The organism is Streptosporangium sp. H16, from assembly GCF_051918855.1.
GTDB lineage: Bacteria > Actinomycetota > Actinomycetes > Streptosporangiales > Streptosporangiaceae > Streptosporangium.
Genome location: NZ_JBPXMD010000008.1, coordinates 120,483 through 137,669, shown reverse-complemented (window position 1 = coordinate 137,669; position 17,187 = coordinate 120,483). Strand labels below are relative to the sequence as shown.

The 17,187-nt window shown below is 68.2% G+C and carries 18 protein-coding genes and 1 tRNA gene; 7 read left to right on the top strand and 12 right to left on the bottom strand.

Annotation, left to right across the window (positions count from 1 at the left end; all coding sequences use genetic code 11):
* Positions 1 to 5: 5 nt before the first annotated feature.
* Positions 6 to 464, bottom strand: coding sequence for a GatB/YqeY domain-containing protein (locus ACTOQ2_RS15795; RefSeq protein WP_362689915.1), 459 nt, complete (start codon positions 462 to 464; stop codon positions 6 to 8).
* A gap of 80 nt (positions 465 to 544) precedes the next feature.
* On the opposite strand from ACTOQ2_RS15795, the gene ACTOQ2_RS15790 reads away from it, so the two are divergent.
* A complete protein-coding gene (locus ACTOQ2_RS15790) occupies positions 545 to 1,468 on the top strand; it encodes a metallophosphoesterase (protein WP_362689912.1) in 924 nt (307 codons plus the stop codon).
* Between the two features lie 35 nt (positions 1,469 to 1,503).
* Positions 1,504 to 1,577 (top strand) — tRNA-Pro (locus ACTOQ2_RS15785).
* 81 nt (positions 1,578 to 1,658) lie between these two features.
* Here the strand turns inward: ACTOQ2_RS15785 and ACTOQ2_RS15780 are convergent.
* Entirely contained in the window at positions 1,659 to 2,306 is a 648-nt protein-coding gene (locus tag ACTOQ2_RS15780; RefSeq protein WP_440100316.1) for a hypothetical protein, read from the bottom strand.
* 658 nt (positions 2,307 to 2,964) lie between these two features.
* Between ACTOQ2_RS15780 and ACTOQ2_RS15775 the strand changes: the two genes are divergently transcribed.
* Positions 2,965 to 3,885 (top strand): hypothetical protein, encoded by a 921-nt coding sequence (locus ACTOQ2_RS15775; protein ID WP_440100315.1) that lies wholly within the window; start codon positions 2,965 to 2,967, stop codon positions 3,883 to 3,885.
* A gap of 690 nt (positions 3,886 to 4,575) precedes the next feature.
* Here ACTOQ2_RS15775 and ACTOQ2_RS15770 read toward each other — a convergent pair.
* The 3 genes from ACTOQ2_RS15770 to ACTOQ2_RS15760 all read right to left on the bottom strand — a co-directional run bounded on the left by ACTOQ2_RS15770 (position 4,576) and on the right by ACTOQ2_RS15760 (position 7,617).
* Positions 4,576 to 5,082 (bottom strand): type II toxin-antitoxin system RatA family toxin, encoded by a 507-nt coding sequence (locus ACTOQ2_RS15770; RefSeq protein WP_440067799.1) that lies wholly within the window; start codon positions 5,080 to 5,082, stop codon positions 4,576 to 4,578.
* A 57-nt stretch (positions 5,083 to 5,139) separates the two neighbouring features.
* Positions 5,140 to 6,711, bottom strand: a complete 1,572-nt coding sequence (locus ACTOQ2_RS15765) for an aldehyde dehydrogenase family protein (RefSeq protein WP_440100314.1) — start codon at positions 6,709 to 6,711, stop codon at positions 5,140 to 5,142.
* 399 nt (positions 6,712 to 7,110) lie between these two features.
* Complete coding sequence (locus ACTOQ2_RS15760) at positions 7,111 to 7,617, bottom strand: GNAT family N-acetyltransferase (RefSeq protein ID WP_440100313.1); 507 nt, start codon at positions 7,615 to 7,617, stop codon at positions 7,111 to 7,113.
* 282 nt (positions 7,618 to 7,899) lie between these two features.
* Between ACTOQ2_RS15760 and modA the strand changes: the two genes are divergently transcribed.
* On the top strand, positions 7,900 to 8,706 hold the full coding sequence (gene modA / locus ACTOQ2_RS15755; protein ID WP_440100312.1) for a molybdate ABC transporter substrate-binding protein: 807 nt from the start codon (positions 7,900 to 7,902) through the stop codon (positions 8,704 to 8,706).
* A gap of 21 nt (positions 8,707 to 8,727) precedes the next feature.
* Here the strand turns inward: modA and ACTOQ2_RS15750 are convergent, their stop codons facing one another.
* Positions 8,728 to 9,645 (bottom strand): cation diffusion facilitator family transporter, encoded by a 918-nt coding sequence (locus tag ACTOQ2_RS15750; protein ID WP_440100311.1) that lies wholly within the window; start codon positions 9,643 to 9,645, stop codon positions 8,728 to 8,730.
* A gap of 82 nt (positions 9,646 to 9,727) precedes the next feature.
* Here ACTOQ2_RS15750 and cmtR point away from each other — a divergent pair, with 82 nt between their 5' ends.
* Positions 9,728 to 10,060, top strand: a complete 333-nt coding sequence (gene cmtR / locus ACTOQ2_RS15745) for a Cd(II)/Pb(II)-sensing metalloregulatory transcriptional regulator CmtR (protein WP_440100310.1) — start codon at positions 9,728 to 9,730, stop codon at positions 10,058 to 10,060.
* A 58-nt stretch (positions 10,061 to 10,118) separates the two neighbouring features.
* On the opposite strand, the gene ACTOQ2_RS15740 is transcribed toward cmtR, so the two are convergent.
* Positions 10,119 to 10,946: a methyltransferase domain-containing protein gene (locus ACTOQ2_RS15740; protein ID WP_440100309.1), complete on the bottom strand. Its 828-nt coding sequence runs from the start codon at positions 10,944 to 10,946 to the stop codon at positions 10,119 to 10,121.
* Between the two features lie 28 nt (positions 10,947 to 10,974).
* Between ACTOQ2_RS15740 and ACTOQ2_RS15735 the strand changes: the two genes are divergently transcribed.
* Entirely contained in the window at positions 10,975 to 11,382 is a 408-nt protein-coding gene (locus ACTOQ2_RS15735) for a MerR family transcriptional regulator (RefSeq protein WP_440100308.1), read from the top strand.
* Between the two features lie 45 nt (positions 11,383 to 11,427).
* Here ACTOQ2_RS15735 and ACTOQ2_RS15730 read toward each other — a convergent pair whose 3' ends face one another.
* From ACTOQ2_RS15730 to ACTOQ2_RS15715, 4 genes are all read right to left on the bottom strand, one after another.
* On the bottom strand, positions 11,428 to 11,709 hold the full coding sequence (locus tag ACTOQ2_RS15730; RefSeq protein ID WP_440067783.1) for a metal-sensitive transcriptional regulator: 282 nt from the start codon (positions 11,707 to 11,709) through the stop codon (positions 11,428 to 11,430).
* Positions 11,710 to 11,789: 80 nt separating this feature from the next.
* Complete coding sequence (locus ACTOQ2_RS15725; RefSeq protein ID WP_440100307.1) at positions 11,790 to 12,458, bottom strand: isochorismatase family protein; 669 nt, start codon at positions 12,456 to 12,458, stop codon at positions 11,790 to 11,792.
* 169 nt (positions 12,459 to 12,627) lie between these two features.
* A complete protein-coding gene (dhbC, locus tag ACTOQ2_RS15720) occupies positions 12,628 to 13,776 on the bottom strand; it encodes an isochorismate synthase DhbC (RefSeq protein ID WP_440100306.1) in 1,149 nt (382 codons plus the stop codon).
* Positions 13,777 to 13,859: 83 nt separating this feature from the next.
* On the bottom strand, positions 13,860 to 14,624 hold the full coding sequence (locus tag ACTOQ2_RS15715) for a 2,3-dihydro-2,3-dihydroxybenzoate dehydrogenase (protein WP_440100475.1): 765 nt from the start codon (positions 14,622 to 14,624) through the stop codon (positions 13,860 to 13,862).
* 383 nt (positions 14,625 to 15,007) lie between these two features.
* Here ACTOQ2_RS15715 and ACTOQ2_RS15710 point away from each other — a divergent pair, with 383 nt between their 5' ends.
* Positions 15,008 to 15,895, top strand: coding sequence for a hypothetical protein (locus ACTOQ2_RS15710; RefSeq protein ID WP_440100305.1), 888 nt, complete (start codon positions 15,008 to 15,010; stop codon positions 15,893 to 15,895).
* Between the two features lie 286 nt (positions 15,896 to 16,181).
* Here ACTOQ2_RS15710 and ACTOQ2_RS15705 read toward each other — a convergent pair whose 3' ends face one another.
* Entirely contained in the window at positions 16,182 to 17,102 is a 921-nt protein-coding gene (locus tag ACTOQ2_RS15705) for a DUF1996 domain-containing protein (RefSeq protein ID WP_440067777.1), read from the bottom strand.
* Between the last annotated feature and the right edge of the window lie 85 nt (positions 17,103 to 17,187).

Here is a 17,187-nt window from a genome sequence, read left to right as displayed (position 1 = left end):
TCGGATCAGGAGGACGCCAGGCGAGCCCGTACGGCCTGCGCGACGCGACCGCCCTCGGCGCGTCCGGCGACCTTCGGGTTCACGAGCTTCATGACCTGGCCCATGGCCTGCGGCCCGGTGGCACCGCTCTCGGCGACGGCCTCGTCCACGAGCCCGGCGAGCTCCTCGTCGGACAGCTGCGCGGGCAGGTACGCCTCCAGCACGGCCTGCTCGTCGACCTCCGCCTGGGCCTGCTCCACCCGGCCGGCACCGCTGAACGCCTCGGCCGCCTCGCGGCGCTTCTTGGCCTCCTTGGCCAGCACCTTGACGACCTCGTCGTCGCTGAGCTCGCGTGCCGTCTTGCCCGAGACCTCCTCGACGTTCACGGCCGCGAGGGCCATGCGAATCGTACGGGTGCGGATCTCGTCCCTGCTCTTCATGGAGGCCGTGAGATCGGCCTTCAGCTTGTCCTTCAATGCGCTCATGGCGTCCATCTTGCCGCCTCACCAGCCTCGCTGTATCCCGAGTTTCCGTTCGAGGGCCCGATCTCGGGCATGATGAGAAGGTGAGGAAAGCAGCCGCGGTGCCCCTGTCCCTGTTCGGCGTCGGCCTGGCCGGCCTGGCGTACGCCTCGGTCGTCGAGCGCAACGCGTTCCGGCTGCGCCGCTTCGACGTGCCCGTGCTGGAGCCGGGGCAGCGGCCCGTGCGCATCCTCCACCTGTCCGACCTGCACCTCACTCCCGGCAGGCGGAGGCTGATCGACTGGGTGCGCTCGCTGGGTGCCCTCAACCCCGACCTGGTGGTCAACACCGGCGACTCCATCTCGCACCCCGACGCGATCACGCCCCTCATGCACGCCCTGGAGCCCCTGCTGTCACGCCCGGGCCTGTTCGTCTACGGTTCCAACGACATGTACGAGCCGCGGCCGAAGAACCCCGCACGCTACCTCTGGCGCACCTCCAAGGCCGACTACGGCCAGAAGATCCCCACCCTCCCCTGGGAGGAGCTGGGCGCCGCCATGGCCGCCGAGGGCTGGTTGGACATGAACAACACCACCGCCCGCCTCAAGGTCGGCGATCTCGACGTGGCCGTGGGCGGCATCCACGACTCCCACATCAACCTCGACCGCTACGACCTGATCGCCGGTCCCGCCCCGGCGGCGGCCGACCTGCGCCTGGGCGTGATGCACTCGCCGGAGCCCCGCAACCTGACCCGCTTCGCCGCCGACGGCTACCAGCTGCTGCTCGCCGGGCACACCCACGGCGGCCAGCTCTGCGTCCCCTTCTACGGCGCCCTGGTCACCAACTGCGGCATCGACCGGGCCCGCGTCAAGGGCATGAGCCGCCACGACTCCGCCTACCTCCACGTCTCCGCCGGCCTCGGTACCAGCCCATACGCTCCGGTCCGCTTCTCCTGCTACCCCGAGGCCAGCCTCCTGACCCTGATGCCCCGCCGTCGCGGCGACGCAAGCACCCACGAAGTCCGCTAGACTTTTCCAAGCACGAGCAAGACCGGGCGTGTGACCGGGGTGTGGCGCAGCTTGGTAGCGCGCTTCGTTCGGGACGAAGAGGCCGCAGGTTCAAATCCTGTCACCCCGACGTTGATAGTCCCGAGGTAGAAGGCCAGTTCTGAGAAATCAGAGCTGGCCTTTCGCTTTCCCTGAGTGTCTAACTGCGTGACTACTGGTTTTCGTTCTTGCTGACCCGCCAACGACGCGGAGGGAGACCCAGTGCAGCCGAACCGTAGCCCGGCCGCTCACCTTCTGACCTCGCTGGCGTTCCCAGTTCGTCTCTTATGATCTCTAGCACCCTGTAGTACTCATTCGCATACTGATCATTCTTCCAGCCCTCCGCCGTTAATGCCGCGTTGCCTTCTAGCTGTTCACGATATGCAGACTCATAGAAGAGCCACAGGTCATGGCAACGCGCCTGGACGAAACCCGAGCCAACCAGGGAGATCCTGGCGACGATCAGAGCGACTTCATTGTTCAGATCCCTCTGGCGATCCAAGAGACTGGACGCTGCTTGAAGGCCCTCGCGCTCCAGAGTCTCGACCTCATTCAAGATCTCCTTCCACTCCCCCATGACCTTGGCGAAATCGACGTAGACGGAGAGTCGCTCCTCTCCCCACCGAAGCTGAGCTTCATGGCTGCGCTTGTCTCCCTCTCGTACCTGTTCGCGTTCCCACCGAAGGTCTTCACGCGCCAACTCCCGTTGCCATCGGCGATCTTCTCGCCAAGCACTTACAAGCTGTCCAGTGATCACGCCGAAGATGCCGAGCACTGCCACGGCGATGGGTACCCAGACGGAGACCTGACCTGAAGCCACAGGCCGATGGTAAGTGCGATGCTCGCCAATATCAGAACAAATGAGAAAAGGCGGGCGCACACTGACTTCACGGTCTACACCGTGGCGGCCGTCGAGACTGCGGGAGTGCTGACCGACCTTTACCGGCCGGGGATCTTCCGTGAACCCATCCCCACAGCGCACAACGTCTTCATCCCATGGGACGCGTACCGCTACCACCCTCGGGCGCTGGCAGTCACAGAGGTGATGGAACTACAGGGCATGGAACCTGTTACCCCTCGACGCTGGTCGCCACTATGTGGCGACCAGCGTCCTTAGCGTCCCTCATGTCCCTAGGTCGGACACGACCTGCACGTACGCATTCATCGATGAGGGACAGCCGACGCTTCAGCCGTCCCTCATATCCCCCCGCCCACCACCAGAAGAGATGCTGAAACACTGTGGGGTCAGCGCCCCCCAAATATTGCAGCGCTTGTCCGTGCACAGCGCCTTCTTACTGGTTGGCGAGTGTTTGACCAAGTGCGCGACAACCGCTCCAGCCAGGTGTTTGCCGGTCCGTGCCGCAAATGGGCTCGCCAAAGACGGCCTCGATGGAGGAGCGTGCAGTCGGCTGTGATCGCGACGTCCGGCGAAGAATCTTCCTCACTGTTTTGCCTCGTCGATCGGATACAGGTGGTAGATGAGAAGCATGGTGAATCTGGGCAGGCTGGAATCGATGCCACTGCGTTCCGTGTGGCCGAACGAGGCCAGAGACTTCACTCCGTGGCTAGCCGACAATCTCGATGTCCTCGGTCAAGCGGTCGGGCTCGCGCTCGAATTGCGGCACCGGGAGTACGCAGTTGGCCGATACGCCCTTGATCTGCTACTCGAAGACGCCCAAGGGCGCGTGGTCGTGGTCGAGAACCAGCTTGAACAGACAGATCATGGACACCTAGGCCAGTTGCTCACGTACTGCGCCGGAACCCAGGCCCAGGTCGTGATCTGGATCGCCAAATCGGTGACCGAGGAGCACGCAGCGGCGCTGGAGTGGCTCAACGCCAACACCGTCGCCGAGACCGGATTCTTCGCCGTGGAAGTCGACGTGCTTCGCATCGGCGACTCCGCTCCGGCGCCGAACTTCAAGGTAGTGGTCAGGCCCAACGACGTGATCAAAGACGCTCGCCGTAACCGTACCCAGGCAACCACTTGGACTTGGGATGCTTACGCCGATGAGCTGCGTGTCCCGCGCGAACGGGTCGATGTCGGCAGATGTCTCGTCGATTCGATCATGGATGTGATCGAATCGCGCGGGCTGGCCTGGCAGCCTGTCATGAATAAGGGATACGTCGCGATTCAACGGACGGGGGGCTACAACGTGCTCGTGGTGGACGTGTACTGGAATAAGGCACCACGACTGGCGGCGAAGTTCCCCGCACCCCCAGCCGAACTCAACCTCACCAACCCTTATCCGCATCTGCAGGATGTCTGGACTCCTACCGAGCGCGAATGGGGTTGGACGGTTCCACCGGGGACCCCCCTGCCGGATCTCAATCACCTCTTCGACCTCGTACAACCCTTCCACCCCAACGCCGGTCCCATGGCAGCCCCTTCGCAGTCATAAGATCGCCAGGCGTGGCGAAGTCTTGCGCTAGGACGGTCTGCCTCTGCTCCTTAGGTCGCCACCGGCCCGATTCCTCTGCGGATGATCTGCAGCCACCGCATGTCGTGCGGAGCACGGCCCTAGATGGGGGTGCGAAGCGCCTTCTTGCTGGCGTCCCGTGCATGACCAACTGCGTGACAACCGCGCCGGACGATCACGGACGCAGGCGGACGCTCGCGTACGTCCTGGAGCAGGTCAGGGACATGCCCAACACGATGGGAACATGAGTTCGATTTGCTTCGGGACGAAGAGGCCGCAGGTTCAAATCCTGTCACCCCGACGTTGAGTAAAGTCCCGAGGTCAAAGGCCGTTCCTGAGAAATCAGGAACGGCCTTTCGCTTTCCCGGATTCGGCGGTCGTGCGCCATGAGGGCGTCAAGATCATTCAAAGGGCGACGCGATCGGCACCGGGTCGCCGGGCACGCCACCGGCCGTGACAATCCGGATTTCCGCGAATCGCATCCTCAGGATCCTCTGAGCGGTCACGCCTGTTCCTTTGAAAAGGTGACTCGACCAAAAAGGGGATTCGACGCGGACGATCGGCTCGCGGCAGGAATTCATCCTCACCCGGCCACATCGGGTCGCCGGTGACACCGGGCGGACGAACGTGGATGCCCGCCCCTGCGCGTCCTGGTCGCGGGCACCCTGAACGTCACCGAAGCGCGTCGCCCATGATCCCTTCCGGTGTGAAGCCCTCCGGCAGGTCCCGAAGGTGCCGGTCGCCGGCCGTGACACGTACCGCGCCTCCGACGGCGAACATGATCTGGTGGGCGCTGCGGACCAGCACCCGCCCGACGGCGGAGTCGATCGCCCCCGCGAGGTGGGGAACGCTCGTGCTGTAGTTCACATCGAACACGACCTCGCAGCCGTCAGGAAGGTCCGTGCTCGTCCAGGCGCCCCTGAGGTGCTGGAAATCCCCACTGACCTGCTCGAATTCGATGCGATACGGCTGCGGGCCGCCTCCGGGCCCCCGGCTGCGCTGCACCCACCTCGCCGTACCGCCGCGAAAGGCCAGCACCCACTGGCGGAGCCCGTCGCCGGTGTCGGAGACGGAGACGATGTCACGGGCGTACGCGGGGAATGCCGGCTCGTCACCGAGCCGCTCGATCACCTCGGCGGCCGTCGCCGGCACCGTGGCCTTCAGAATGCGAGATGTCATGACGGGTGCTCCTTGTCAGTCCGCCGTTGGTCCGCCGTCGGTCCACATCGGTCCGCGTCAGCCCGCCGGGCGGATGACGCTGACGCCCTGCAGATGGGTGGTGCGCAGCATGGGGTGACTCGCCTCGCCGAAGGCGCCGCCGGTGAGGCCGGGGCCGCCCTGGTTGGGCAGGAAGGGGAGGAAGGCGGTGTGCGAATCATTGATCTTCAGATTGCCGCCGTTGGTGACCCCTTCCAGGACTCGCTCGATCGTCGGGTTCCCGGTGGACCAGAAGGAGTTGCGCAGGCCGTACGCGTTGCCGTTCACGAAGGTCAGCACCTCCTCCAGCAGGGCGTCGTCCGTCGCGCCGGTCTCGGGGACGATGATCGGCAGCAGCGGGAAGAACGTCTCGTCGCGGACCACCGACAGCGACCTCGCGTCCCGGAGGCCGTCGACCCGGACGATGCTCGGCTCGACGAAGAAACCGGTGTCGGACGGCGAGCCGTCCACTTCGAGACGACGGCCGCCGTGGACGAGCTTCGCGCCTTTGGCGAGTGCCTCTGCCAGGCAGCCGAAGAACCAGTCGACCCCGAGGACCGGGGTGAGCACCACACCGGCCTCGTCCGGGTATCCGGGCTGGATCCTCCTGGTGGCCGTGACCAGTCGCTCGATGAGCTCGTCCGCGATCTCCGGATGGGCGATCACCTGGTTGGGCACGTTGCAGATCTGGCCGGAGTTCATGAAGAACTGGGTGAGGGTCTCCACCGCGGCGTCCAGGTCGGCGTCGTGCCACACCACGCAGCAGTCGTTGCCCGCGAGCTCCAGGATCGGCTTCTTGCCCGCGGCGATGCAGTCGGTCTCGAACTCGAGCCCCTTCTTGCTGCCCCCGAAGTAGAGAACGTCGTCGACGTGCTCGCTGGCCATCCAGGCGTCGAGCATCGGCGGCCCGCAGAGGACGTTGAGCGTTCCTCGCGGCGCTCCCGCCTCCTCGAGCACCGGCGCCGCGATTTCCCGCATCGCGTACATGCAGCTGAGCGCGACCCCGCGGGGCGCCCGCACCACCACGGCGTTGCCGGCCAGGAGAGCGGTGAGGCCGTTCAGCGCGTTGACCGCCGCGGCGTTCTGGGGAGGGTTGATGCAGACGACGCCGTCGGGAACGCGGCGCAGGATCATCTCGCGTTCGCCGTCCTGCCGGCGGAACTCCATCTGCCCGGCGCACCATTCGAGTGTCTCCCGGCTCCAACTGGTGGACGGGAGCCCGCCGATCATGCCTTCGGCCGCGGAGCGCGGTGTGCCCTCGGCGACGAGGATCTCGACGAGAGGATCGAGGTGCTCAAGGATCCGTTCCGCGATGCGACGTCCGATCTCGATCCGCTCGGTGAGCGGGACACGGCCCCATTCGGGAGCGGCGCGGGCGGCCGATTCGAGGGCCAGAGCCGTCATGCTCTCGTCGGCGACGACGCACGCCCCCACGACACGTTCCCCTGCCGCGTGTGGATCGGCGACTCCCAGATCGAGGTCGCGCTTGAGCCGCAGGCTGGGAAAGGTGTCCTCCATGAGGGCCCGAGCGGTGAGTGTGTGGACGAACCGCGCGTTGTCGCCGGCGACATCTCGGCCTCCAATATAGGCAGGATATATCCCGAATTTCACGTGTCCTCCTCCGCTCGGTCCGGCCACGGCTTATATTTACGCTAGGTGTGGTAATACCGCTGGGACAACGGATGTGTCATTAGGGTTGCTTATCGGGCCCGAGAGCCACTCCTTATTGAGCTCGGGCCATTTCCTCCACCGTGGGCCGGGGAACACTCGTGCGGCATCGCCGGTGACGAGCGGTACCGGGCCACTCCTCGGCCCTGAGCCGGTTCAGCGGCCCGAGCAGGCCGATCGGGCCCCTTGGGTGGCGGCACGGGAGCGCCGCGGAGGCCGCGCCGGCATGACCCCGGCCGCGCGGCCCTCACCTCGGAAAATTGTTTAAATCACGTGACTTAAATGTTTCACCTGTTCTGGTGAAATCAATCCGCCCGGTTCACGATGAAGGCTCGGCGAAGATCAGCCCGCTTGGGAGGGGAAACCGGGCTCGCCGGGGCCGATGTGCCGCAGCCAGACGTAGTCGACCGGCTGGGAGACGTTCCACTCCGCCGCCAGGTGGGCGTCGACCGGCAGGAAACCGGCTCCCCGGTAGCACCGCAGGGCCCGGTCATTGTCGGGGTGCACGCGCATGAAGACGTTCGCGTAGCCCGCGTCCCGAGCCAGCGCGGCCAGTCCTCGCACCAGTTCCCGCCCGATCCCCCTGCCCCGGGCGCCGGGGGCCACGATGATCCGGGCGAGTTCGATCTCTCCCTCCTCGGTGTCGACCCACAGCTCCCCGTAGCCGAGCGGGTCCCCCTGCGCGAAGAGCAGGTGGGAGCGCACGTCCTCTCCTTGCTGCCAGTCGGCGACGACCCGCGCCGGCAGGGGGAACTCGTGCCGTCCGCACCACATCGCGACCTCTCGCGGCGAGGCGGGCCAGCCCGCGACCGTGGTCGCGTGCGCCGCGGCGAAGGGCAGCAGATCCATACCCGATCCATTCATTCCGGCATTCGGTGGACGCGAAGTGCAGCATGCCTCCTCTCGCGCACCCCGTCCACACACCACCGAGGTCCGGGGTCGCCCGCGCTCCCGGTCCGGCCGGTGCACCGGTCCGCGCGGAAGGTTTCCAGACATCGCAGATGCTGGGAAAAATGGCAATATATGGCTTGTTTGCCAGCGATCATCTTCTTTGCGAATGAATGTGCGAGGTATGGTGGCTGTTCCCGGTGACGTTCCGGATCAGCACGGTGAGTCAGTAAGGAGCCCTCGTTGTCCAGGCGTCTTTCCCGGCGGGCCGTCACGGTTCCCCTCGCCCTCGCCCTGGCCGCCGTCCTGTCCGGCTGCGGCGCCGGCGATCCGGCTCCCGCGTCAGCCCCTGCCTCCTCCAAGGGCGATGCCACGACGCTGACGGTGCTCGCCGCCGCGTCGCTGACCGGTACGTTCACCGAGTTGGGCAAGGCCTTCGAGGCCGCGCATCCGGGCACGACGGTGCGGTTCGGTTTCGGCTCCAGCGCCACCCTGGCTCAGCAGATCGTCCAGGGTGCCCCCGCCGACGTCTTCGCCGCCGCCAGTCCCGCCACCATGAAGACCGTCACCGACGCCTCCATGGCCACCGGCCCGGCCGTCTTCGCGCGCAACACCCTCCAGATCGCCGTCCCTGCCGACAATCCGGCCAAGGTCGACGACCTGGCGGACCTGGCCGGCCCGAAGGTCAAGGTCGCCCTGTGCGCCGAGCAGGTGCCCTGCGGCGCCGCCGCGGTGAGGGCACTGGACGCGGCCGGGCTCAAGGTCACCCCCGTCACGCTGGAACAGGACGTCAAGGCCACCCTGACCAAGGTCGAGCTCGGTGAGGTCGACGCCGCCCTGGTCTACAGGACGGACGTCATCGCCTCCGGCGGCAAGGTGCGGGGCATCGACTTCCCCGAGGCCGAAAAAGCGGTCAACGACTACCCGATCGCGGTCCTGTCCGGCGCGCCCGCCCCCGAGGCGGCCAGGCGGTTCGTCGACCTCGTGCTGTCGCGGCAGGGCGCGGAGGTGCTGGCCAAAGCCGGTTTCCAGACCCCTGAGCGGCCATGACACCCGCGGCCGGGTGCCCTCTCAGCGGTGCCTGGCGCCCTCGTGGTCCGCGTGACCGGCGGGCTCCAGCTGCAGGGTGGAGTGCTCGACGTCGAAGTGACCGGCCAGGCACTCGTGCAGCCGGTCCAGCACCGGGCCGAAGGAGCCGTCCACCAGGACGCCGTCCGCCATCACGACGTGGGCGGACATGACGGGGAGGCCGGAGGTGATGGTCCAGGCGTGCAGGTCGTGGACGTCGATGACACCCGGTGTCTCCAGCAGGTGCCTGCGGACCTCCTCCAGGTCGACCCCCCGGGGAACCGCTTCGAGCAGGATGTCCACGGCCTCGCGCAGCAGGCTCCAGCTGCGCGGCACGATCAGCAGGGCGATGACGACGGAGACGATCGGGTCCGCCGTCGTCCAGCCGGTGAGCGCGATGACGACCGCGGCGACGATCACCGCGACCGAGGCCAGCAGGTCACCGAGGACCTCCAGGTAGGCGCCCCTCAGGTTGAGGCTCTCCGCCTGGCCGGGGCGCAGCAGCCACAGCCCGACCGCGTTGGCGGCCAGGCCGATCGCGGCCGCCACGAGCATCACCGTTCCGCCGACCGGCTCGGGATCGGCGAAGCGCCGGACGGCCTCGTACAGGATGTAGAGGCTCAGGGCGAGGAGGACGACCGCGTTGATCGCGGCGGCGAGGATCTCCGCCCGCTGGTAGCCGAAGGTGCGCCGGGCGCTGGCCGGCTTGCCGGCCATCCAGACGGCGAACAGCGCCAGCGCGATGCCCGCGGCGTCGGTGGCCATGTGCCCGGCGTCGGCGAGCAGCGCCAGGCTGCCCGACAGCGCCGCGCCGATGACCTCGACGACGAGCACGCCGATGGTCAGCAGCAGCACGACGACCAGGCGCCCGCGGTGTGCCGCGGTCGCCGTCGGCTTCGTGTGCCCGTGCCCGTGCCCCATGACGCTCCATCCCCGTCGGTACAGCTCCCAGTGTTTATACAGCAATCACTGTATATACAGCAACTGATGTATTGTGATAACCATGCTCACCGCCGCGACACGCCTTGACGCGATGGCCCGTCTCGGAAGGGCGCTGGCCGACCCCAACCGTTGCCGGATGCTCATCGCTCTCCTCCAGGGACCCACCTACCCGGCACGCCTGGCCGACGAGCTCGGACTGACGCGCCAGAACGTGTCCAACCATCTGTCGTGCCTGCGCGGCTGCGGCCTGGTGGTCGCGGTGCCCGAGGGGCGCCAGACCCGGTACGAGCTGTCCGACCAGCGCCTCGCCCATGCCATCGAGGACCTGCTCCATGTCGTGCTCGCCGTCGATCCCGACCATCGGGACGCGTACGAGGCGGATCCCACGGAATAGCCCTATACCGGTATCACCCGCTTCCCCAGCCCCGTAACTGGCTGTCCAGCGCTTTTTGTCAGGGGCGGCGCGCGGCCGCGACGAAGAGCGGCATGGCCAGGAGGAGCCGTCCGGTACGCGCGCGTTCGGCCTGTTCCGCTGTCCACCCGTCGGCGTCATCCGCGGTGATGGCGCCGGCGTCACGGGCGGCACCGGCGGTTCTCGCGAGTACGGGCAGCACCAGCGGGTCGGTGAGGACAGCGGTGTGGACCTCCACGGTGACGTCGTCGAATCCGGCGTCCAGCAGGAGGGCGCGATAGGAGCGGGCGACGTGGGGGGTGGGGATGAGGTCGGCGCGGGCGTGCACGATGGTCCGGGTGAGTGCCGGAGTGTCGGAGTCGATGACGAAGGTGTCCCAGTCCTGCCCGATCAGGACGACGCGCCCGTCCGCGGCGAGCACCCGTCGCGCCTCGCCGAGCGCCCCGGCGGGATCGTCGAGTTCGTGGTAGAGCTTCTCGGCGCGATACCCGGCCAGTTCCCCGTCCAGGAACGGCAGTTCGCGGGCGTCGCCGACGCGGAGATCCGCGCCGGGCTCGCGCCGTCGGCCCTCGGCGATCATCAGCTCGCTGAGGTCGACACCGGTCACCCGCGCGCCGCGTCCGGCCATCTCGGCGACGGCCAGGCCGGTCCCGCAGCCGACGTCGACCACGGACGCCCCCGGCGTGAGGTTGAGCAGGTCGTAGGAGCGGGCGCGCAACCGGACGAAATCGGGGAGGGCGTCGAGCGCGTCGAGCACCCGGATCAGCGCGATGACGGGGTCGCCTCCCGGCTCCTCCCTGCCTTCCCACTCTGCTCGGTCTGCGTCGCCCGCATGGTCCGCTCGGTTCGCGGTGGTGTTGTTGGACATGTCATCGAGGATGCGACTTAATGTCGACATGAAGTCAAGCGACGACGGCGCGATGATGAGCATCGGCGAGATCGCCCAGCGGTTCGGCCTGCCCACCCATGTCCTGCGGCACTGGGAGTCCATGGGACTGCTGACCCCCGCCCGCATCAGGGCCGACCGTCGTCGCTACGACCGTGACCATCTCTATCGCGTCGCGATGATCCTGCGCGCCAAGGAAGCCGGGTTCTCCCTCGCCGAGATCCGGGAGGTGATCTCCACCTCTGATCCGGAGGCGCGACGCGACATCCTGCGCCGCAGGCACGCGGAGCTGACACGACGCGTCGCCCAGGCGCGGTCGTCGCTCCACCTGATCGAATGTGCCCTGGACTGCGACCACGAGGATTTCACCGGCTGCGCCCACTTCCAGCGCATGCTGGCCGAGAAGATCGGCGCGTGATCGTCCGCATCGGGCTCGGGAACGGCGACGCCCGTCGCGGCGCGCTCAGGAACGGACGAGCCTGGCGATGGCGTCGGTGGCCTCCCTGACCTTCTCCTCGGCCTCGGCGCCGCCCTTGGCGGTGGCCTCGGCCACGCAGTGCGCCAGATGCTCCTCCAGCAGGGACAGCGCGAAGGACTGCAGGGCCCGGTTGGCCGCCGACACCTGGGTGAGGATGTCGATGCAGTACTTGTCCTCCTCGACCATCCGCTGCAGGCCCCGCGCCTGCCCCTCGATCCGGCGCAGCCGCCGTAGATGGTCCTGCTTGTTGGCGGTGTATCCGTGCATCTCTCCCCCTCCGCTCGGCCTCCCCTGTTGAAGAATACCCCCCGACAGTATTTGAGGCAGCCTCGCGAACCGGATCCCCGCTACCCGCCACCGACCACCTCGGCGGGCGGCGGCGCGAGCTCCCAGTCGCGCAGCAGACCCTGGGTGACGACCGTGACCGCGCAGCGCTGCGCTGCGTACGTGAGGGCCATGGTGTGGTGTTCCGGGGAGAAGTCGGCGACGGCGTCGGCGACGAGGAACGGCTGGAGGTCCTGCATGAAGGCGTCGCAGACGGTCATGAGACAGCCGATGTGCGCGTAGACACCGCAGACGATGATCTGGTCGCGTCCCATGGCCTCCATCCGGGCGCGCAGGTCGGTCCTGCAGAAGGCGCTGTAGCGCCACTTGGTGAGCAGGATGTCGGGCTGCGCGGGAAGAAGGCTCGCGACGATCTCGCTCTCCCGGAGGCCGGGGATCCCCGGGCCCCAGAAGTCCTGGAGCAGGCCGCGCTCGCGTTCGCTCTGGCCTCCGGGCTGCATCGAGTAGACGACGGGAACCCCCCGCGCGGCGCACGCGGCACGCAGGAGGCCGATGTTGGCGATGAGCCCGTTCAGCGGCGAGGCGCCGGCGGCGAAGGGGGCGAGGAAGTAGTTCTGCATGTCGTGGACCAGCAGGATGGCGCGGCACGGATCAGGGCGCCAGCTCACCCGGTTCTCGGGAAGATCGCCCTCCCCCGGCAGCGGGTAGGGGGCGATCTGGGGAAGGGCCACGGGCACTGTCTCCTTTCCTGCGGTTTTCCTGCGGTTTTCCTGTGGTGACGGGTCTTTCCCGCGGTGGCGAAGCTTTCCTACGGCGGCGGGCCGTCCCCGCGTTCGCGGGCCGCCGCCCGCGTTCACACGTCGTCTCCCGTGCCGGCGCGCGGTCTCCCGTACCGGCGGGTCAGCGGTCCTGGTCCAGGCCGACGGCGCGGAGCATGGTCTGGAACTTGGCGGTGGTCTCGGCGAGCTCGGTCTCCGGCACCGACCCCGCGACGATCCCCGCGCCCGCGAACAGCCTCAGGGTGTGGTCGGCGACCTCGGCGCAGCGGATGGTCACGACCCACTCGCCGTCGCCCGTCGCGTCGCCCCACCCGACCAGGCCCGCGTACAGGCCGCGATCGAACGACTCGATCTCCTCGATGGCCTCGCGCGCGGCGCCCGCGGGCGTACCGCAGACGGCGGGGGTGGGGTGCAGCACCGTGGCCAGTTCCAGCGACGTGACCGCCGGGTCGTCCAGCACGCCGGTGATCCGGGTCGACAGATGCCACATGGAGGCGGTGGACAGCGGCGAGGGCCCGGCGGGGACCGACAGCTTGCGGCAGTACGGGCGCAGCGCCTCCACGATGCTCTCGATCACCAGGGCGTGCTCGCGGAGGTCCTTGTCCGAGGAGAGGAGGGCGCGGGCCCGTTCGCGGTCGACGACGGGGTCCGGGTGGCGGGGCGCGGACCCCGCGAGCGGGTTCGTCGTGACCCGGCGGCCCGAGCGGGAGACGAGCAGCTCGGGGCTGGCTCCCAGGAGGGTACGGGCCGTGTCGCCGCTCGACGGCAGGTCGACCGCGTAGCCGTAGGCCTGCGGGTCACGCCGGACGAGATTGCGCAGGACACGGCCGACGTCGACGGGGGCGCCCAGGGTGATGTCCATGGTGCGAGCGAGCACGATCTTCTTGAGCTCTCCGGCGGTCAGCTTGACCAGCGCCTTCTCCACCCCGCGCACGTAGTCGCCGGGGTCGGAGACCGGCCAGAATCCGGTGAACGTCCCCGTGATCCGCTCGGGGGCGGCGGAGAGACCGGCCGGCGGGCTCGTCCAGCAGACGGCGGCGGGCACCAGCAGGCGCGCGGGCCGGTCGTCGCGGAAGGGAATCGCGCCCACCACGACGGGGTTGGGGTGGCCGGAGTCCAGCGCGTCGCGCAGGGCCGAGGCGACGCGTCCCTGCAGGCTCGTCGTCCCGGAATCGGGGACCTCCCGGAACACCCCCCGGGCGAGCAGGGTACGGGTCGGCGAGGTGAAGAAGAAGGTGCCGGGCTCGTAATCTCCCAGGAGGTCGGGCATTCGAGACATTGTGAGGGTGTCGTTCGACGGCATGGTGAAGAGGTCTCCTGTCGAGAGGGATCCAGGAATGGGAGGGGGCGACGCTACGACCGGAGCGTGGCGCCCCCGTCGACGTACAGGTCCTGCATGGTGATGTGCCTGGCACGGTCGGAGGCCAGGAAGAGGACGGCGTCCGCGATGTCGGCGGGATCGGCCAGCCTGCCGAGGGGGATGCCCACCCGGAAAGTGGCCGGCGACCCGTCGATGGCCGTCCGGGCGTCGTGGTCGCCGGTCCACAGGGCGCGCTGCATGGGAGTGTCGGTGGAGCCGGGCGACACCACGTTGCAGCGGATGCCGTACGGCGCCAGCTCCAGGCCGAGACACTTGGTGAACTGCGCGGCGGCGGCCTTGGAGGCGGCGTAGGCAGACATGTTCATCCGTGGCACGCCCGCGGCGTTGGAACCCACGGTGACGATCGCCCCGGATCTGCGGGGGATCATCCGGCGGGCGACCGCGCGGGACAGGTGGAAGACCCCGCCGGTGTTGACGGCGAAGGTGCGAGCCCAGTCGTCGTCGCTGATGGCGACGGCCGGTCCTGAGCAGAGCACTCCTGCGACGTTGACGAGCAGCCCGATCGGGCCGAGATCGGCCTCGACCCGTGCGACCACGTCGTCGACGGCGACGCTGTCGGTGACCTGGCAGGGATAGGCGACCGCGATGCCGAGCTCCGCGGCGACGCGCTCGACCCGCTCCGCGTTCACGTCGAGCGCGGCGACGCGCGTGCCCGTCGCGGTCAGGGCTCGCGCCACCGCCTCGCCGATGCCCTGTGCCGCACCGGTGACCATGGCCACCGCGCCTTCCGTCACCATGTCCTCGCCGTCCCCGCCGTGCTCGCAGTTCTCGCCGCCGTCAGCCTGTGCCGGTACGCAGGCTAACCCCATTACTTTGGGTTGCGCAGCAAAAACTTATAGTTACTTTTCACAGATCAGGAGGACATCACGGGTGTTAATGGGAACACTCCGGCCCACCGGACACGGTGATCGGGGAGGGCCCGGGTGGCGGGAGGGCCCTTCGGCGGCGGCTCCGGGGACGGCACCGATCCTCGCGCTCCCAGCCGGTGGCGCGACTCGACGCGTTTATGTTCAGTCAACGTCGCGTCAACCGCTATGACTTACCATCGTCCTTCGTGACAAGTCAGGATACTTCAGAGCGATCTACGTACATTCCCCCCGCACCCCCCGTTGAACCTTCCGTGCGGGCAGAACCTCCCGTCGAGGAGGAGAACACCGGCGTCCTGGCGATGATCGAGCGCATCGGCTCGATCATCGTCCCGATCGGTGTCGCGCTCTACGCCGTCCTCTACCTCGGCGTGGAGCAGATGTACGGGGTGTTCAACATCAGCCCGCAGCAGGCGGGCATCGACCAGTCCGTCCTGCTCGGCAGGTTGATGGGGACGCTGATCCTGCTCCTGCTGATCGTCGTGCCGCTTCTCGGCCTCGTCGTCGGGCTCGGCTGGCTGATCGACAAGGTGACCCGCGGCGCGGTCGGAAGGTTCACGGCGACCGTACGGCAACGCCCCTGGATCGCCGCGCTGATCGCCGCGCTGTGGTGCGGCGCGACCTACTGGGGCCTGTTGAGCCTCGTCGGCGAACTCGACATCGCCGCCATGGTCGTCGTGGCGGTGGGGCTGGGCGTGCTGACGTTCCTGGTGCCGTTCCGGCTGCTGCGCCGCAAGCCCGTCGGCCGCACCGGCATGAAGGTGCTCACCGGCGCCCTCACGGGCATCGGCCTGGGGTTCCTGCTGATCCTGCAGATGGTCACGGGAGCGATCGAGGTCCAGGAGACGGGACAGGCCAACGACCTCCTGCCCTACGTCGGGTTCCAGGACCAGTGGACCGTCATCAAGAACGCCGAGGACGACAAGCCCCTCTACGAGGGCCGGTGGATGATGCTGCTCGGAGAGAGTGAGGGCACGTACGTCTTCTACGACTGCGACAAGCTGGACACCTTCCGGCGTCCGATCGAGACCACGAATCTCGGCAGCATCCAGCTCCAGCCCGAGCGGGAGGCGGGCTACAAGTGCGGCACGCTCGCCGAGCAGGACGAGCAGGCGCAGGCCGGCGAGGGCGAGAGCCAGTAGGCGTATTCGAGCCTCCCCGTCCCCCCGTCGCCCCCCTTTCGCCTTCCTCTCGGGTTTCCCTTTCGAGCCGGCTCCCCCTTTTCGAGCTTTCTCGCGATGCCCGCCGGCGGCGGGACCCGATGTTCCGGGTCCCGCCGCCGGGGACGGCACGACGGGGGATCGGTGCGGAGGTCGGCTCCCGCACCGGTGCCGTCGGAACGGGATGCCGGTCCGGCACACCGTCGTCAACGAGGCACCGGGGCGGCACACCGTCGTCAGGACGGAACGCGAATCCGGCACTCCGGCGTCAGGACGGGGTACCGTCCGCGCCGCACTTGATGACCGGGCGGATGCAGTCGCGCACGCGACGCTCCATCTCGGCCACCGGCCAGGCGTTGAAGAAGTCGCCGTGCATCGTGTATCCGCGGCCCGACGCCAGCCGGAAGTTGGCCGGGTTCCCGTTCACCGGGTAGCGCAGCACCTGGCGCAGCTTCGGCACCGGCACCGGGTGCGAGGCCGGGCAGGCCTGGTTGACCGGGTAGGCCATGTGACTCTTGTGGTCGGCCGAGTCCAGGTCCCTGCCGTTCCAGCACTGCGGGAAGTCCAGGTAGGACTCCATCATGGTGCCCGCCGGGCAGGTCACGAAGTCCTTGGACGGCGGGACGTGACCGGCGTGCAGGCACGACCAGCGGGCGTTGCTGGTCGGGTCGTCGGGGGTGGTCGCCTTGGCGTTGCCCGCGACGATCCGCAGGCCCAGCGGGAGCGGCTGGGTCCGGGCGACGATGTCGTCGCGCACGCCCTCACCCAGGTAGTAGAACGTGGTGATGGTCGGCTCCACCGGGGTGTCGCCGTTGTAGAGGGTCGGCACCCAGTACGACGACAGGTCGGTGCGCGGGTTGCAGTTGGTGGGGGAGCTCTGCAGGGACGCGAGGGTCGTGTGGGCGTTGGTGGTGGTGCTGCCGAAGAAGCTGTGCATGTGCGACGCGCCGGGCAGGCCCGGGAAGATGATCGGGTCGTCGGGCAGCCGGTGGCTGAAGGGGCAGTCGGCGAGGAACTCCGCCACCCGTACGACCGCGGCGGACGAACCCCCCGCCTGGGCCTTCGACGTCGCGCTTGCCTGGGTGGTGTGGATGACGAGGGACGTGCCCAGCAGCGCCACTATGGCGGTCACCAGGGTCAGCGGGCGTAACCGGCGTCGTAGGCGGGCCGGGGAGAGTGCCGGGTGCATGGATGGACTCCTTTTTGGGGGGACTTTCGACTGTTGGGACTCCGGTTCCGGGGAGGCTCCGGCACGGCTCGGGCGAGCCGTGCCG